Source organism: Streptococcus oralis subsp. oralis (genome assembly GCF_000960035.1).
GTDB lineage: Bacteria > Bacillota > Bacilli > Lactobacillales > Streptococcaceae > Streptococcus > Streptococcus oralis_G.
Window position 1 is genome coordinate 291,215 of sequence record NZ_JYGR01000002.1, and the last position, 15,978, is coordinate 307,192.

At 34.7% G+C, this 15,978-nt stretch carries 12 protein-coding genes and 3 tRNA genes; 6 read left to right on the forward strand and 9 right to left on the reverse strand.

The features are described from left to right. Nucleotides 1-88: 88 nt before the first annotated feature. Entirely contained in the window at nucleotides 89-1,114 is a 1,026-nt protein-coding gene (gene trpS, locus TZ92_RS01670) for a tryptophan--tRNA ligase (protein WP_033630547.1), read from the reverse strand. A gap of 195 nt (nucleotides 1,115-1,309) precedes the next feature. Here trpS and TZ92_RS01675 point away from each other — a divergent pair, with 195 nt between their 5' ends. Both TZ92_RS01675 and TZ92_RS01680 read left to right on the forward strand, forming a co-directional pair. Continuing rightward, nucleotides 1,310-2,932: an ATP-binding cassette domain-containing protein gene (locus tag TZ92_RS01675; protein ID WP_000958793.1), complete on the forward strand. Its 1,623-nt coding sequence runs from the start codon at nucleotides 1,310-1,312 to the stop codon at nucleotides 2,930-2,932. 61 nt (nucleotides 2,933-2,993) lie between these two features. Continuing rightward, nucleotides 2,994-5,546: a YfhO family protein gene (locus TZ92_RS01680; RefSeq protein ID WP_045594448.1), complete on the forward strand. Its 2,553-nt coding sequence runs from the start codon at nucleotides 2,994-2,996 to the stop codon at nucleotides 5,544-5,546. A 21-nt stretch (nucleotides 5,547-5,567) separates the two neighbouring features. Here the strand turns inward: TZ92_RS01680 and TZ92_RS01685 are convergent, their stop codons facing one another. Continuing rightward, nucleotides 5,568-8,222 (reverse strand): YhgE/Pip domain-containing protein, encoded by a 2,655-nt coding sequence (locus tag TZ92_RS01685; protein WP_033630548.1) that lies wholly within the window; start codon nucleotides 8,220-8,222, stop codon nucleotides 5,568-5,570. 128 nt (nucleotides 8,223-8,350) lie between these two features. Between TZ92_RS01685 and TZ92_RS01690 the strand changes: the two genes are divergently transcribed. Beyond that, complete coding sequence (locus tag TZ92_RS01690; protein WP_033630549.1) at nucleotides 8,351-8,893, forward strand: TetR/AcrR family transcriptional regulator; 543 nt, start codon at nucleotides 8,351-8,353, stop codon at nucleotides 8,891-8,893. A gap of 35 nt (nucleotides 8,894-8,928) precedes the next feature. On the opposite strand, the gene TZ92_RS01695 is transcribed toward TZ92_RS01690, so the two are convergent. From TZ92_RS01695 to rlmH, 7 genes are all read right to left on the reverse strand, one after another. Beyond that, nucleotides 8,929-9,002: transfer RNA gene (locus tag TZ92_RS01695), tRNA-Asn, on the reverse strand. Nucleotides 9,003-9,007: 5 nt separating this feature from the next. After that, nucleotides 9,008-9,079, reverse strand: a tRNA-Glu gene (locus tag TZ92_RS01700). Nucleotides 9,080-9,130: 51 nt separating this feature from the next. Next, entirely contained in the window at nucleotides 9,131-9,883 is a 753-nt protein-coding gene (gene comE / locus TZ92_RS01705) for a competence system response regulator transcription factor ComE (RefSeq protein WP_000866079.1), read from the reverse strand. Beyond that, entirely contained in the window at nucleotides 9,880-11,199 is a 1,320-nt protein-coding gene (comD, locus tag TZ92_RS01710; RefSeq protein WP_033630550.1) for a competence system sensor histidine kinase ComD, read from the reverse strand. The genes comE and comD overlap by 4 nt, the downstream gene beginning before the upstream one ends. Nucleotides 11,200-11,219: 20 nt before the next feature. After that, nucleotides 11,220-11,345 (reverse strand): competence-stimulating peptide ComC, encoded by a 126-nt coding sequence (gene comC, locus TZ92_RS01715; protein ID WP_000799678.1) that lies wholly within the window; start codon nucleotides 11,343-11,345, stop codon nucleotides 11,220-11,222. Between the two features lie 164 nt (nucleotides 11,346-11,509). Next, nucleotides 11,510-11,583 (reverse strand) — tRNA-Arg (locus TZ92_RS01720). A gap of 43 nt (nucleotides 11,584-11,626) precedes the next feature. Then, nucleotides 11,627-12,106, reverse strand: a complete 480-nt coding sequence (gene rlmH, locus TZ92_RS01725; protein ID WP_000694226.1) for a 23S rRNA (pseudouridine(1915)-N(3))-methyltransferase RlmH — start codon at nucleotides 12,104-12,106, stop codon at nucleotides 11,627-11,629. Nucleotides 12,107-12,291: 185 nt separating this feature from the next. Here rlmH and htrA point away from each other — a divergent pair, with 185 nt between their 5' ends. The 3 genes from htrA (at nucleotide 12,292) to dnaA (ending at nucleotide 15,882) form a co-directional block, all read left to right on the forward strand. Continuing rightward, complete coding sequence (gene htrA, locus TZ92_RS01730; protein ID WP_033630551.1) at nucleotides 12,292-13,488, forward strand: serine protease HtrA; 1,197 nt, start codon at nucleotides 12,292-12,294, stop codon at nucleotides 13,486-13,488. 57 nt (nucleotides 13,489-13,545) lie between these two features. Beyond that, nucleotides 13,546-14,304, forward strand: a complete 759-nt coding sequence (locus tag TZ92_RS01735) for a ParB/RepB/Spo0J family partition protein (protein WP_033630552.1) — start codon at nucleotides 13,546-13,548, stop codon at nucleotides 14,302-14,304. 216 nt (nucleotides 14,305-14,520) lie between these two features. After that, nucleotides 14,521-15,882, forward strand: a complete 1,362-nt coding sequence (gene dnaA / locus TZ92_RS01740; RefSeq protein ID WP_000660625.1) for a chromosomal replication initiator protein DnaA — start codon at nucleotides 14,521-14,523, stop codon at nucleotides 15,880-15,882. Nucleotides 15,883-15,978: the final 96 nt, after the last annotated feature.

Here is a 15,978-nt window from a genome sequence, read left to right on the forward strand (position 1 = left end):
TTGTCAATTATATTTATGGTAGAAATCATAAAAAAACTATCCCTGTGATCCTATGGAAGAGATAGTTTTACGATTCATATTTTATCTATTATTTAAAATAATTTAGTCCCATTGCTCCCTTAACTTCATATAGAGTTTGCCCCGCAACCTCACGCGCTTTCTCACTACCTTTTTGAAGCATATTGTACACTTCTCCCATATCCTTAGCAAATTTGATACGGCGCTCACGAATAGGACCAAGTTCGCGTTCTAATATTTCAAGTAGATAACGTTTCGTCTTTACATCACCGAGACCACCACGTTGATAATGTTCTTTCATATCTGCAATGTCTTGAGCATCTTCTGGACGACCAAACACATCTAGATAATGGAAAACCATATTTCCTTCAATCTTACCTGGATCCTCAACCCGAATATGGTCTGGATCAGTATACATGCTCATGACTTTTTTACGCAACGTATCCGCATCATCAGCTAGATAAATACCATTATTAAGGGATTTAGACATTTTAGCATTTCCATCTAAACCAGGCAAACGTCCTGCTCTCTCATTTTCTGGATAAATACCTTCCGGCTCTACCAAAACCTCACAATTATAAGCATGATTAAAGGAACGAACAATCTCACGAGTTTGCTCAATCATTGGTTTCTGATCTGTCCCAACAGGAACATAATTAGCCTTGAAGGCAGTAATATCTGCTGCTTGCGCAATCGGATAAACCAAAAATCCTGTCGGAATACTTTCTCCAAACCCTTTCTGAGCAATCTCTGTTTTTACTGTCGGATTCCGTTCCAAACGAGCTAGTGACACCAAATTCATATAGTACATAGATAATTCAGCCAACTCTGGAATTTGGCTTTGAATAAAGATAGTTGATTTACTTGGATCTAGTCCAACTGCTAGGTAATCTAAGGCAACATTCCCAATCGATTCTACAATCGTTTGAGGGTCTTTGGCGTGATCTGTCAATGCTTGTTGGTCCGCCAAAAAAACAAACATCTCATACTTGTCTTCTTCCTGTAGTAATACTCTATTTTTTAAACTCCCAACATAATGTCCAATATGCAGTTTTCCTGTTGGGCGATCTCCTGTTAAAATAATGGGTTTCGTCATTTTTTTCTCCTTCGAAATGGTCTCTTCAATTATAGCATTTTTTTGTTAAAATAACAGAAAATTATTTAAATCAAACAACTAACTCATTGTAAATAACCCTGTAAACTTAATTGACATAAAATTGACAAACAAAAATTTGAATATTTCTCTCTTTTCTAGTAGAATAAATATATTACATATTATAGGAGAAAAACATTGCTTACAGTATCTGATGTTTCACTACGTTTTAGTGATCGCAAACTTTTTGATGATGTCAATATCAAATTTACAGAAGGAAATACATATGGATTAATTGGTGCTAATGGTGCTGGGAAGTCTACATTCTTAAAAATCTTAGCTGGTGATATCGAGCCAACAACTGGTCACATCTCTCTTGGTCCAGATGAACGTCTCTCTGTTCTCCGTCAAAATCATTTTGACTATGAAGATGAACGAGTTATTGATGTCGTCATTATGGGAAATGAAAAACTTTACAACATCATGAAAGAAAAAGATGCCATTTACATGAAGGAAGATTTTTCCGATGAAGATGGTGTTCGTGCAGCCGAACTCGAAGGTGAATTTGCTGAACTTGGAGGTTGGGAAGCAGAAAGTGAAGCGTCTCAACTACTTCAAAACCTAAACATTCCAGAAGAATTGCACTATCAAAACATGAGCGAATTGGCCAATGGTGAAAAAGTGAAGGTTCTCCTTGCCAAAGCACTTTTTGGCAAACCAGATGTTCTTCTCTTGGACGAGCCGACCAACGGGTTGGACATCCAATCTATTACTTGGCTAGAAGACTTCTTGATTGACTTTGATAACACCGTTATCGTAGTATCCCACGACCGTCACTTCTTAAACAAAGTGTGTACTCATATGGCCGACCTTGACTTTGGAAAAATCAAACTCTATGTCGGAAACTATGACTTCTGGAAGGAATCTTCTGAACTCGCTGCTAAATTGCTAGCAGACCGTAATGCCAAGGCAGAAGAAAAAATTAAGCAATTGCAAGAATTCGTTGCTCGCTTCTCTGCCAACGCTTCTAAGTCAAGACAAGCAACGTCTCGTAAAAAAATGCTTGACAAGATTGAATTAGAAGAGATTGTTCCATCTAGTCGTAAGTACCCATTTATCAACTTTAAAGCAGAACGTGAGATTGGTAATGATCTCTTGACAGTAGAAAATCTAACTGTAAAGATTGATGGCGAAACTATCCTAGACAATATTAGTTTCATCTTGCGTCCAGGTGATAAGACAGCTCTTATTGGACAAAATGACATCCAAACGACTGCATTAATTCGTGCAATTATGGGTGACATCGACTATGAAGGAACTGTCAAGTGGGGAGTTACTACTAGCCGTTCTTACTTGCCAAAAGACAACTCGGCTGATTTTGCAGGAGGAGAGTCAATCCTTGACTGGTTGCGTCAATTTGCAAGTAAAGAAGAAGATGACAATACCTTCCTACGTGGTTTCCTTGGTCGTATGCTCTTTTCTGGAGATGAGGTTAACAAACCTGTAAACGTCTTGTCAGGGGGAGAAAAAGTACGTGTCATGCTTTCAAAACTCATGCTCTTGAAATCAAATGTCCTTGTACTTGATGATCCAACAAATCACTTGGACTTGGAATCTATCTCAAGCTTGAACGATGGATTGAAAAACTTTAAAGAATCAATCATCTTTGCCAGTCATGACCACGAGTTCATTCAAACTTTGGCAAACCATATCATTGTTTTGTCTAAGAATGGCGTCATTGATCGTATCGATGAAACCTATGATGAATTCCTAGAAAATGCAGAAGTACAAGCAAAAGTTAAAGAACTTTGGAAAGATTAAATAAGACTTCAAAACTCAGTTGGGGTAACCAACTGAGTTTTCTATCATTCTACGAGGTAACATGAAATCATTTTTTAAAACATATTGGACCTATTTTGTTTCTTTCATCATTCCTTTAGTAATTATGACTGGAGTATACCTAACTCAAGGTATCTACTGGAATAGTGATACATCTCCACTATTAGGAGATGGTTTCCATCAATACGTTATTTTTGATGTGGCTTTACGAAATATTTTACATGGAAATGGTAGTTTGTTTTACACCTTTACAAGTGGCCTCGGACTGAATTTCTATGCTCTATCTAGTTATTACTTGGGTAGTTTTCTCTCACCTCTGGTTTACTTTTTTAATCTGTCGAATATGCCAGATGCTGTTTATCTGACCACTCTCTTAAAATTTGGATTGATTGGTCTGTCAACCTTCTTTAGTTTGACTAGATTATTTAAAGATATCCCAAAATTTTTAAAACTTGCCTTATCTACTTCCTATGCTCTAATGAGCTTTACCATTAGTCAGTTAGAGATAAAAACCTGGCTAGATGTTTTTATCTTGATTCCTTTAATTATAACTGGTTTATACCTACTTATAACACAAAAGAAGCGCCTACTATACTTTACAAGTTTGTCAATCTTATTTATTCAAAATTATTATTTTGGGTATATGACAGTATTGTTTCTTATTTTCTGGTATCTCTGCCAAATTTCTTGGGACTTTAAAACTCGAAAATCATCTTTTCTTGATTTTGTTGTTACCTCCTTTTTAGCTGGAATGGCTAGTTTGATTATGACTCTTCCTACACTGTTTGATTTACAAACTCATGGGGAGAAGTTAACTGCCATCACAAAATTAAAAACAGAAAGTAGCTGGTATTTGGATATTTTCGCAAAACAATTCATTGGATCTTTTGATACAACTAAGTATGGATCTATACCAATGATTTTTGTTGGATTGCTTCCTTTTATTTTGACCATTCTATTTTTCACAATAAAATCCATTAAGTTTCACGTGAAACTTATCTATGCAATTTTTTTTACTTTTTTAATAACAAGCTTTTACATAGAAGCACTTGATTTATTTTGGCAAGGGATGCACACCCCAAATATGTTTTTGCATCGCTATGCTTGGATTTTTTCCACTCTGTTAATTTATACTGCAGCAGAAGTCTTAAATCGTCTGAAAGAACTGAAGCTCTGGAATCTATTTGTCTCACTTTTTCTTGTACTAACAGGATTTTTGGCTACTGTCTATTTTAAATCACACTATTCTTTTCTAACTGATTTGAATATCCTACTCACTCTTGAATTTCTACTAGTTTATGCTCTTTTACTTCTTGCAGTCATTAGAAAATTTATCTCTATAAATCTATTTGCAATTCTTTTGTCTTTATTTATAACATTTGAGATAAGCTTAAATGCTTCATCTCAAATGGAAGGAATAGCTAAAGAATGGGCCTTTGCTTCTCGTAGCGCCTATAATAGAGATATCACCGCTATGGAATCCATTCTAAACCAAATTGACAATCCATTTACACGTACTGAAAAACTGCAAATTCAGACTGGGAATGACAGTATGAAATTTAACTACAATGGAATCTCTCAATTTTCGTCTGTACGAAATCGCTCAGCTAGCACTAGTTTGGATAAACTAGGATTCAAATCCTCTGGAACCAACCTCAATCTCCGTTATACAAATAACAGTCTTTTAGCAGACAGTTTATTTGGAATCCAGTACAATATTTCTGAAACTTCACTTGATAAGTATGGCTTTCAAGAGATTTATCAAAAGGATCATTTAACCTTATATAAAAATCAACTCTCTTTACCCATTGCCTTTGCTACTCAATCTATTTACACAGATGTAAACTTTAACAATCACACTCTAGATAATCAGGCTTTATTTATAAACCAGCTTGCTAATCTCAACTTAGATTACTTCTCCCAAATAGCATATGATAAAACAGATACTTCAGATGGTTTAACCAGCATCACAGGTTCTGCGAATGAAGATGCAAAGATTGATTATCAAATTGAGGTTCCTCAAAATAGTCAAGTCTATCTCTCTTTTTCAAATCTTCATTTTACAAACGATAAGCAAAAGAAAGTTGATATCCTTGTCAATGGAGAAAAAAAGACTTTTACAACTGACAATGCATTTAATTTCTTTAATTTGGGTTATACTCAAGAACAGAAAACTTTCAATATCAGTGTTAGTTTCCCTGGAAATTCTCAGGTGTCATTTGAATCTCCAACCTTCTATCGTTTAGATACTCAGGCCCTAACTGAAGCAATCCAAAAAATTAAAGAACAACCTGTAGAAGTATCCACCTCTAAAAATAAAGTCTTTGCTACATATGAAGTAAAACAAGATACCTCTATTTTCTTCACTATTCCTTATGACAAAGGTTGGTCTGCATACCAGGATGGGAAAAAACTTGAAATCAAGCAGGCTCAAACTGGTTTTATGAAAGTTGATGTTCCAAAAGGAAAAGGCACCATTACACTTTCCTTTATCCCCAATGGTTTTGTTATTGGAGCAGCCTGCTCACTAACTGCCCTTCTTCTTTTTGGGATCTATAATCACAGACGAAATTTATCTAAGACAGAAAAAGATTGACCAATTCCTTGGTCAATCTTTTTAATCTTCTTCCATTTTCTTAGGTTGATAAGCTAGCATACCTAAAGCAGTAAAGAAAGCTAGTGTTATAATAAGGAAAATCACTTGGTGATGAATATTTCCTGTCATAGAGATTGTTTGTCGCAAGCCTGATACAGAGTAACTCATTGGTAACCATGGACTGATACCTTTAAAGAAATCATTTGTCAATGCAAGGGGATAGGTCCCCGCACTTGATGCTAACTGTAATAATAGTAAAATAAGAGAGAAGAAGGCTCCTATACGGCTATTCCAAGTTGTTAATGCAGTTACCATAGACATAAATGTTAAGCTTGCGATAATAATTAAGAACAAGGTTCTCATTTCATGATTTGCTGTTAGACCAATAAGATGAACGCCACCATAGACTAAGACAGCGGCTAAAACAGCTATAACTCCATTTATCTCAAAGCGAGATTTGAACCAAGCCCAGCGAGTTTCAGGATGACGACCTGAAGGTAATTTAGCAAAAATCATATTTGTTGATAATGCAGCGACAAAGAGAGCGACTGATATCATATAAGGAGCCATAGCAATCCCATTTACAGGAACTTGATCATTATCTGTCTTTGAAAGACTTAAGGGTTCCGTTAATGTTTCTGCATTTTTTGACTCTGTTGATGCTGATTTAAGTTGATTGTTAGCATTGCCTAATCCTTGCCCTAATGAATCAACTCCTGTCTGTAAATCTTCAAGACCAGAGGTTAAGCTTGTTCCACCTTCTGCTAGTTTTCCAGTACCATCTGCAATCTTCATAGCACCACTTCCTAGTTGAGATGCTGCAGAAAGTAACTGTGTTGATTTATCTGTTAATTGACCAGAGCCAAATTGTAATTTAGTAATACCTGCTATCAGCTCTGGACTCTTATTATTCAATTGAACAGAACCAGATGACAAACTTTCTATACCTGATACTAATTCTGGAGCTTTTCCAGCTAACGCATCTACTCCAGCTGTCAAACTTGATGTATTTTCTGTCAACTTACTTGATCCAGAAACTAATTGATCTAGACTAGTTGTTAAACTTGCATTCTTTTCACTTAGTTGATTAGCACCTATAGAAATAGTATCCAGTACTTTAGTGTAGTTTACAACTCCTTTTTCAATTGACTGACTTCCAGGAACTAACTGATTATTTACAGAAGTTTGTAATGTTGTAAATCCATTTGACAAGGTTGTCAAGGAGCTAGATGCTGCAGGTAAGAGTTGATTTGCTTTCGTCTGCACATCAGATAGATTAGATACTTGTTGTTCTGAATTCTCTATACTTTCTTTTAATCCCCCTACTGTCGTTAAAATTGTTTTTGCTGACTCAATAGTAGAATTAGAATTTTTAGAAATAGCTTCTGTCAGTTCTTTCTTTTGTTCCTCTGTAAGAGATTGATAAGTAGCTGTTGATTGAAGGTTAGCAATAGTTTTCTCTTGTTCTGTCTGACTTTTGGTCACAATATCCTGAGCAAGAGTTGTTAGATTTGGCAAAGCTTCTGACAATGTACTTTTCAGTTGAGTATTATCTGATATTGTAAGAGCTTGTAGTGTTTTATTTAGTTCTCCTAAGCTTTTTGCCATTTGCGCTATTTCTTCACTTTGTTGAGATGAGGACTCTAATTGGCTTGAAATTTCTTTAATACCAGTATTTAATTGCTCCATTCCATCTCTTAGTGTATCTGATTGATTGGATAATTGACTTGTTCCGTTAGAAAGTTCTTTTACACTACTTGTATAAGCATTTACACCAACTGAAAATTGATTGAGACCTGTATCCAGTTGTGAAACGCCACCTGTATAGGACTTTATACCTGTATTTAGCTGATTTACACCTGTCACCAACTCAGGAGTTTTTGAAGCTAATTGACCAAGTCCAGTGTCAACTTGCGAGACAGCATTTGTATAACTTTGTAAACCACTATTAAAATTTCCTAAACCAATATGTAATTGCTCTATAGCAGACACATAGCTAGATAAGCCTTTTGTAAATTGATCCGCTCCATTTGAAAAAGTTACACTTGAGTTAGCTAGAGTATTAAGATTTGTCGTCAATGTTTGACTTCCCGTCACCAACTGATCGGCTCCATTAGCTAATTGTTCACTTCCTTCAGCTGCCTTATTTATTCCAGACTTCAAATCATTCATTTTTTGAAATAAAGCCTTAGTGTACGTTTCAGTAACATTAGTAGAGACGGTTTGTTTTAATTGTGTCATTGCAGAATCACTCATCTTACTTGCAATAAAGCTATGCCCACTTGACGTCTGATAATCAATCTGCATCTGTTCAGGATGATTCGTTAGGATAGAAGTAGCTTTTTCAGATAGATCACTTGGTAAAGTCACTACCATGTAGTAGTCACCATCTTCTAGCCCTTTTTCCCCTTCCTCTTCATTAACAAAGTGAAAATCTAAAGCCTTATTTTCTTTTAAATTAGACACCATGTCTTCACCTATTGTCATTGTCTGTCCATTATAAGAAGCTTCCTTATCTTTATTGACAACTGCCACAGGTAACTCCGATACTTGACCATATGGATCCCACATGGATGATAAAAATATAATGTTGTATAGAGCTGGAATGAGAGAAATCCCTATCATAACAATGATAAAGGTCGGTTTTTTAAATATTGCTTTCCATTCTTTAAACATGTTTCCTCCTTTTTTACACATATTGTCTAAAATTTTGATATAATAGATTATACATCAAAAAATCTAAATTACAAGGTAAAAAATATTTTTTTAGACACATAGTCTATTTTTGTTTACAAGGAGGAATTATGAAAGAAAGTAACAAACGTTTAAAAACAAAACGAATTATCGAAAATGCCATGGTTCAATTATTGATGGACCAGCCCTTTGATCAAATTTCTACTGTCAAGCTAGCAGAAAAAGCCGGAATTAGTCGTTCCAGCTTTTACACTCACTACAAGGATAAGTATGATATGATTGAACTCTACCAAAGTAAGCTATTTCATACCTTTGAGTATATTTTCCAAAAACATGCTCATCGCAAAAGAGATGCTATTTTAGAAGTATTTGAATATTTAGAGTCTGAGCCACTCTTGGCTGCACTCTTATCTGAAAATGGGACAAAAGAAATCCAAAATTTCTTGAGAAATAAGCTTCACATTATGCTTAGTACCGACCTTCAGAAACGCTTTATGAAATTACAACTCACTCCAATAGAATTAGAATACAGCAGTATTTATCTAACAAATGCCCTATTTGGTGTTTGCCAGACTTGGATTGCTCACGGAAAAAAAGAAAGTCCGCAAGAAATGACAGACTTCCTTATGAAAATGTTAGGTGATGTAAACTAAAAAAAGAACACCAATGGTGTTCTATTTTTATCTGACTCCGCCAGTAGGACTCGAACCTACGACATCATGATTAACAGTCATGCGCTACTACCAACTGAGCTATGGCGGATAAAATAGTCCGTACGGGATTCGAACCCGTGTTACCGCCGTGAAAAGGCGGTGTCTTAACCCCTTGACCAACGGACCATCTATCTGTAGCAGATATAACCATTATATCAATTTCTTACTAATTGTCAATCACTTTTTAGATTTTTTCTCTAGAATATCTTTTAGTTTGCGGACTTTTAAACGAGTAATAGGACAACGATGATCTTCATAAAAGACAACTTCTAAATTCTTTCGATCAATTTCTCTCACATTTCCCACATTGACAAGGAAAGATTTATGGGAGCAATAAAATCGCTGGGTATGTTTGTCCTTTTCCTGAATATCTGTCATAGTTCCATAGAATTCTTTAGCAAAATTCTTACCAATAATCCGAAGTTTATGAGAAACTCCTGTGGTTTCGATATACAAAATGTCATGGTAAGGAATTTTCAAATCATTTCCTTTATAGTTGTAATCAAAATAGTCTACAACATCTTCGTTTTCAAGCAGCATGCTCTTAGTGTAAAAAATACTCTGCTCGATGCGTTTTTTGAACAATTCATCATTGATATCTTTATCAACAAAATCTAGGGCTGATACCTGGTATTTGTACGTTAAGGTAGCAAATTCAGATCGACTGGTAATAAAGACAATAATAGCATAAGGATTGTGATGACGGATAAATTGAGCCACTTCAAAGCCTTTTTTCTCGATTCCATGAATATCAATATCTAGGAAATAAAGCTGGTTTACTTCGTCATTTTCGATATATTCCTTAAACTCACGAACTTTTCCTGTTGTCTTATATGAAATAGGAATATTCGATTCTTCTGAGATTTCATTTAATATTCTCTCTAGTCTCACTTGATGTTCAATAACATCTTCTAAAATTAATACTTTCATTCGAATTCCCTCTTAAATCTAATAATTTGTCTAAATGTGTTGTCTTCCATCTCTGTTTCTAAAATAATGTTGTCATACTTATCTAAAATCTCTTTGACATTATTAAGCCCTAGACCTCTATTTCTTCCCTTGGTAGAAAAACCTAAGGCAAATAGGTCCTCTGAAGGCGTCATAGTTATTTTGCATGAATTCTGGATAACTATAACTGTTTCAAAATCCATCTTAATGACTGCAACTTCCATTTGTTTCAAGTAACTATCTGCAGCACCTTCAACAGCATTGTTTAATAAAATGCTCATGATACGAACAAGATCAAGTAAATCTATTGACAGTCTAGTAATGATATCCTTTACTTCCAATGTAAACTCTACATCATTTTTTCGTGCATAGACAATCGATTGAGCAATTAAACTTCGTAAAGCAGAATCTTCTATATTATTTAAATCAAAGTAAGTATATTTTTCTGACCTCAATTTCTGATTTGCTTTTACTAATACTTCATTGTAAACTCTGTCAATTTCTTGTAAATCTCCACTGTCAATCGCCATTTGCATGCTGACAAGCATCCCTGCATAGTCATGACGAAAACCTCGAATTTCATTATACAACTCCACAATTTCATCAGTATAAGTCTGTAAATGTTTTTGTTCAAATTTCTTTTGTTTTAGAGCAATCTCTTTTTCAATTTGAACCTTGTGAGAATTCATTGCAAAGAAAATCAATAACAAGCAAATAAAAACAATGGTTGATAAAATACTTCCGAAGCTATTTAAATGATGAGTTGTACTTACTATATCTGAAATAAACAATAAGATATGTAAACCAAAGAAAGCAACTATTACTTTTTTTAAAAAAGGATACAGATAATCTTTATCAAAATATTTAATTTCCAGATGAAAATAACGAATTATTATTAGAATAGAAAAATAAGTCATCAACAATACTACTAAAAGGAATGTACTTTTATAGTGTAATACTACTTCATCTCCTGTTATAGAAGATAAGGTTACGGATATAAAAGTATGAGTACTGTGATATAATAAAGACAATAGTAAACTGATAAAAATAGCTTTGTATTTTTCAGACTTCTTTAACTTTCTTAAATAAAGGTACACAACCAAAGGAAATAAAAATTTAGACAAAGCAAAACTATTAGAATATACTAGTGTAATAATTTCTTCAAGTATAAAAACTGAGATACATGTGTAACAGAAAAAAACAATTTGTTCTTTTCTATTTATTTTACAAATCCATTCATAACTTTTGCTAATGATGAGAAAATAAAAAATAGCTATCCCTAATCCAAATAAATCCATTACTCTCTACCTTTATTTCATTACTTTCTTCTTGGAAAAATAAGATTACGAATTGTTTCTGAAATTCTCCAATCTCCACCTCGAATCTCCTGCAATTCTGCCTCTGTTACTTCTTTAAATTGTTCCAACTTTACTGTATTTTTCATAATGAAATCTCCTGTATTATTTTTCCTTGTAAGTTAACTTACACACCTATTATACAAAATGAAGACCATGTAAGAAAAAATTCTTCCCAACTGTACATTTTTGCACCTGAAACGCACTTTTTTAAGAAAAAAGCTGGGATTTACCCCAGCTTCGCATCTAAAATTGATCCCAGCAGGATTCGAACCTGCGACCGTTCGCTTAGAAGGCGAATGCTCTATCCAGCTGAGCTATGAGACCTAACATGACCATTCTATCAAAAAACAAGAGCTAAGTCAATCTTCTATTTGTGGTAAGGAGAACCCTGTTGAATTGTAAAAGCACGGTAAATTTGTTCAACTAAAACCAATCTCATTAACTGATGTGGTAATGTCAGACGTCCAAAACTGACAGAAAGATTGGCCCTATTTTTTACAACAGGAGCTAGACCCAAACTTCCTCCAATGATAAAAGTAAGCGTTGAGTATCCTTTGATAGAAGCTTGCTCTAGTTGCTTACTAAATTCCTCTGAGGAGAGTGTTTTTCCTTCAATGGCTAGTACAACGACAAATTCTCTTTCTCCAACCTTAGAAAGAATTCTTTCACCTTCTGTTTCCAAGATTTTTTGATTTTCTAATTCACTGGCTTTGTCAGGTGTCTTCTCATCAGTGAGCTCAATCATTTCTAATTTGGCGAAACGTGAAATTCGTTTGGTATATTCAACAATACCATCTTTAAGGTATTTTTCTTTTAATTTTCCTACTGTTACAATTTTTATTTTCATTCTTCTATTCTATCATATCCACACTTCATTTCACATCTTATACACATAAAAATCATCCAAAATTACTAGTAAATTCACAGAATAAAGCGAGTTATCCACAACTTGTGTAAAACTTTAAGCTTTTAAGTTTGGATTAAGTTAATAGGTTTATAATCTGAGTAAATAAATAACAAACGGAGGCGTTTATGAAACACTTACAAAAATTTTACAAAAAAGGAGTTAAAATTCTCGTAATCATTCTAATCGGATTTTTAAGCGGTGCCTTAGGAAGTTTCGTAACATTACAACTTTATCAAAAACAAGGAAATCAAGCTACAAATAATAATTCTGGCACTGTCACTCAAACATCCTATAAAAATGAAAATTCAACCACTCAAGCAGTAAATAAAGTTAAGGATGCTGTTGTCTCAATCATTACTTATTCTTCTTCTAGCAGTAGACAAAGTAGTGTATTTAATGCTGATGAAACTAATTCTGATTCAGACAATCAACAAATCGCAAGTGAGGGATCAGGTGTTATCTATAAAAAGGATGATAAAGATGCCTATCTTGTAACCAATACTCACGTTATCAATGGAGCTTCAAAAGTTGATATCCGCTTAGCAGATGGTACCAAGGTTCCTGGTGAAATTGTCGGATCTGATACCTTCTCTGATATTGCTGTCGTTAAAATTTCTTCAGAAAAAGTTACAACAGTGGCAGAATTTGGGGATTCAAGTCAACTTAGTGTTGGAGAAACAGCGATTGCTATCGGTAGTCCTCTAGGTTCAGAATATGCTAATACAGTTACACAGGGGATTATTTCAAGTCTTAATCGAAATGTTTCTCTAAAATCTGAAGATGGTCAAGCTATTTCAACAAAAGCCATTCAAACAGATACGGCCATTAACCCTGGTAACTCTGGTGGTCCACTTGTAAATATTCAAGGACAAGTAATTGGTATTACATCAAGTAAAATTGCAAGTAATGGTGGAACATCTGTAGAAGGTCTTGGTTTTGCAATTCCTTCAAACGATGCACAAAATATCATTAAACAGCTTGAAAGTGATGGTAAAGTGACTCGTCCTGCTCTTGGAATTCAAATGGTCAATCTGTCAAATGTTGGAGCTAGTGATCTTAGAAAACTTAACATTCCAAGTGGCCTCACTTCAGGTGTAGTTGTTCGATCTGTTCAAAACAATATGCCAGCAAATGGACATCTTCAAAAATACGATGTCATTACCAAAGTTGACGACAAAGAGATTGCCTCATCAACAGACCTACAACATGCTCTTTACAATCATGCTATTGGAGATACTATCAAAATAACCTACTACCGTAACGGTAAGGAGGAAACAACTTCAATTAAACTAGATAAGAATTCTGGTGATTTAGAGTCTTAATTGACATCAGTGTAAAGAAAACTTTACAGAAAGTAAAAGATATGTTAGTGTAGAATCATGGAAAAATTTGAAATGATTTCTATCTCTGAAATACAAAAGAATCCTTACCAACCTCGAAAAGAATTTGATACAGATAAACTAAAGGAATTAGCTCAGTCAATCAAAGAAAATGGGCTCATCCAACCAATCATCGTTCGTCAAGCTCCTGTAATTGGTTATGAAATCCTTGCAGGAGAGAGACGATATCGGGCTTCTCTCTTGGCTGGTCTGACCTCTATTCCAGCCGTTGTAAAGCACCTCTCAGATCAGGAAATGATGATCCAGTCAATCATTGAGAATTTGCAGAGAGAAAATTTAAATCCTGTTGAAGAAGCACGCGCCTACGAATCTTTAGTAGAAAAAGGATTTACTCACACTGAGATAGCGGATAAAATGGGGAAATCTCGTCCTTATATCACTAATTTTATTCGTTTGCTTTCCCTACCAGAATATATCTTAACTGAAGTAGAAAATGGAAAAATTTCTCAAGCGCATGCACGTTCACTAGTTGGTTTGGACAAAGAGCAGCAAGACTATTTCTTCCAACTAATCAAAAATGAAGATATTTCTGTGAGAAAGCTAGAAGCACTTCTTACAGAGAAAAAACGAAAGAAGCAAAAAAAAAGTGATTCTTTCATCAAAGACGAAGAAGATAAATTAAAAAAACTACTCGGTTTAAGTGTAGAAATTAAACTTTCAAAAAAAGATACTGGAAAGATTATTATCTCCTTTTCAAGTCAAGAAGAATACGATAGAATTATTAACAGCCTGAAATAAGGCTGTTCTTTTATTTTCTCAACCCACAAATTTATCCACCAATTTTTTTATCAAAAAGCCTATTAAATCAAGGATTTTCCTATTTATCCCCAATCTGTGGATAAATACTACTAACATTGTGGATTCTTTTCCCCAATCTGTGGAAAAATCCTACTATCTATGGTAAAATAAGTCTAGCACTAAACTACTAAAATCATAGTAAAGGAGGAAAATTAGTTGAAAGAAAAGCAATTTTGGAATCGTATTTTAGAATTTGCTCAAGAAAGATTGACTCGATCTATGTATGATTTCTATGCTACACCTGCTGAACTCATCAAAGTAGAAGAAAATACAGCTACTATATTTCTACCGAGATCAGAGATGGAAATGGTGTGGGAAAAGCAATTAAAAGATATTATCATTGCTGCTGGTTTTGAAATTTATGATTCTGAAATCAAACCTCACTATATTTTCACTAAACCTCAGAGTACAGAATCTCCTCAAGTAAATGATACGAATAGTGTCTCTACTTACGATTACACACCTGCACTACCAACGATTCCCTATTCCGAAACAGGGTTAAAAGAAAAATATACCTTTGATAACTTTATTCAAGGTGATGGGAATGTTTGGGCGGTGTCTGCTGCACTAGCAGTATCTGAAGATTTAGCTCTGACCTATAATCCTCTTTTCATCTATGGAGGACCTGGTCTTGGAAAGACTCACTTACTCAATGCGATTGGAAATGAGATTTTGAAAAATATTCCTGATGCGCGTGTCAAGTACATTCCTGCCGAAAGCTTTATCAATGACTTTCTTGAACACTTGCGACTTGGGGAAATGGAAAAGTTCAAAAAGACTTACCGTAGTCTTGATCTCTTGTTGATCGATGATATCCAATCTCTCAGTGGCAAAAAAGTCGCGACCCAAGAAGAATTTTTCAATACCTTCAATGCTCTTCATGATAAGCAGAAACAGATTGTACTAACCAGTGATCGAAGTCCTAAACACCTAGAAGGACTTGAAGAGAGACTTGTCACGCGCTTTAGCTGGGGATTGACGCAAAATATCACTCCTCCTGACTTTGAGACACGTATCGCCATTCTTCAAAGTAAAACAGAGCACTTGGATTACCATTTCCAAAGTGATACTCTAGAATACTTGGCTGGCCAATTTGATTCAAATGTTCGAGAATTGGAAGGAGCAATCAACGATATCACTTTAATTGCCAGAGTGAAGAAGATTAAGGATATCACTATTGATATTGCTGCAGAAGCTATTAGAGCACGTAAACAAGACGCCCGCCAGATACTTGTTATTCCAATTGAGAAAATCCAAACTGAAGTTGGTAATTTTTATGGAGTGAGTGTTAAAGAAATGAAGGGGACGAGACGAGTTCAAAACATCGTTTTAGCGCGTCAAGTTGCTATGTATCTAGCTAGAGAACTGACAGATAACAGTCTTCCAAAAATCGGAAAAGAATTTGGCGGAAAGGATCACACCACCGTTATTCACGCCCATGCTAAAATCAAATCATTGATTGACGAAGACGATAATTTACGTTTAGAAATAGAAGCAATTAAAAAGAAAATTAAGTAGCTTGTGGATAAGTTTTCCTTTCTTATCTTTTTTATCCACATTTTTTAAACAAGCTTAGAAGCTTAAGTTTACTAAATAGCACTCAGTTTTCCACAG

What these genes read in the sequence shown, in the direction of transcription:
- trpS (WP_033630547.1), bottom strand. Translation starts at nt 1,114, where the DNA reads ATGACGAAACCCATTATTTTAACAGGAGATCGCCCAACAGGAAAACTG.
- TZ92_RS01680 (WP_045594448.1), top strand. Translation starts at nt 2,994, where the DNA reads ATGAAATCATTTTTTAAAACATATTGGACCTATTTTGTTTCTTTCATC.
- TZ92_RS01685 (WP_033630548.1), bottom strand. Translation starts at nt 8,222, where the DNA reads ATGTTTAAAGAATGGAAAGCAATATTTAAAAAACCGACCTTTATCATT.
- TZ92_RS01690 (WP_033630549.1), top strand. Translation starts at nt 8,351, where the DNA reads ATGAAAGAAAGTAACAAACGTTTAAAAACAAAACGAATTATCGAAAAT.
- comE (WP_000866079.1), bottom strand. Translation starts at nt 9,883, where the DNA reads ATGAAAGTATTAATTTTAGAAGATGTTATTGAACATCAAGTGAGACTA.
- comD (WP_033630550.1), bottom strand. Translation starts at nt 11,199, where the DNA reads ATGGATTTATTTGGATTAGGGATAGCTATTTTTTATTTTCTCATCATT.
- comC (WP_000799678.1), bottom strand. Translation starts at nt 11,345, where the DNA reads ATGAAAAATACAGTAAAGTTGGAACAATTTAAAGAAGTAACAGAGGCA.
- rlmH (WP_000694226.1), bottom strand. Translation starts at nt 12,106, where the DNA reads ATGAAAATAAAAATTGTAACAGTAGGAAAATTAAAAGAAAAATACCTT.
- htrA (WP_033630551.1), top strand. Translation starts at nt 12,292, where the DNA reads ATGAAACACTTACAAAAATTTTACAAAAAAGGAGTTAAAATTCTCGTA.
- TZ92_RS01735 (WP_033630552.1), top strand. Translation starts at nt 13,546, where the DNA reads ATGGAAAAATTTGAAATGATTTCTATCTCTGAAATACAAAAGAATCCT.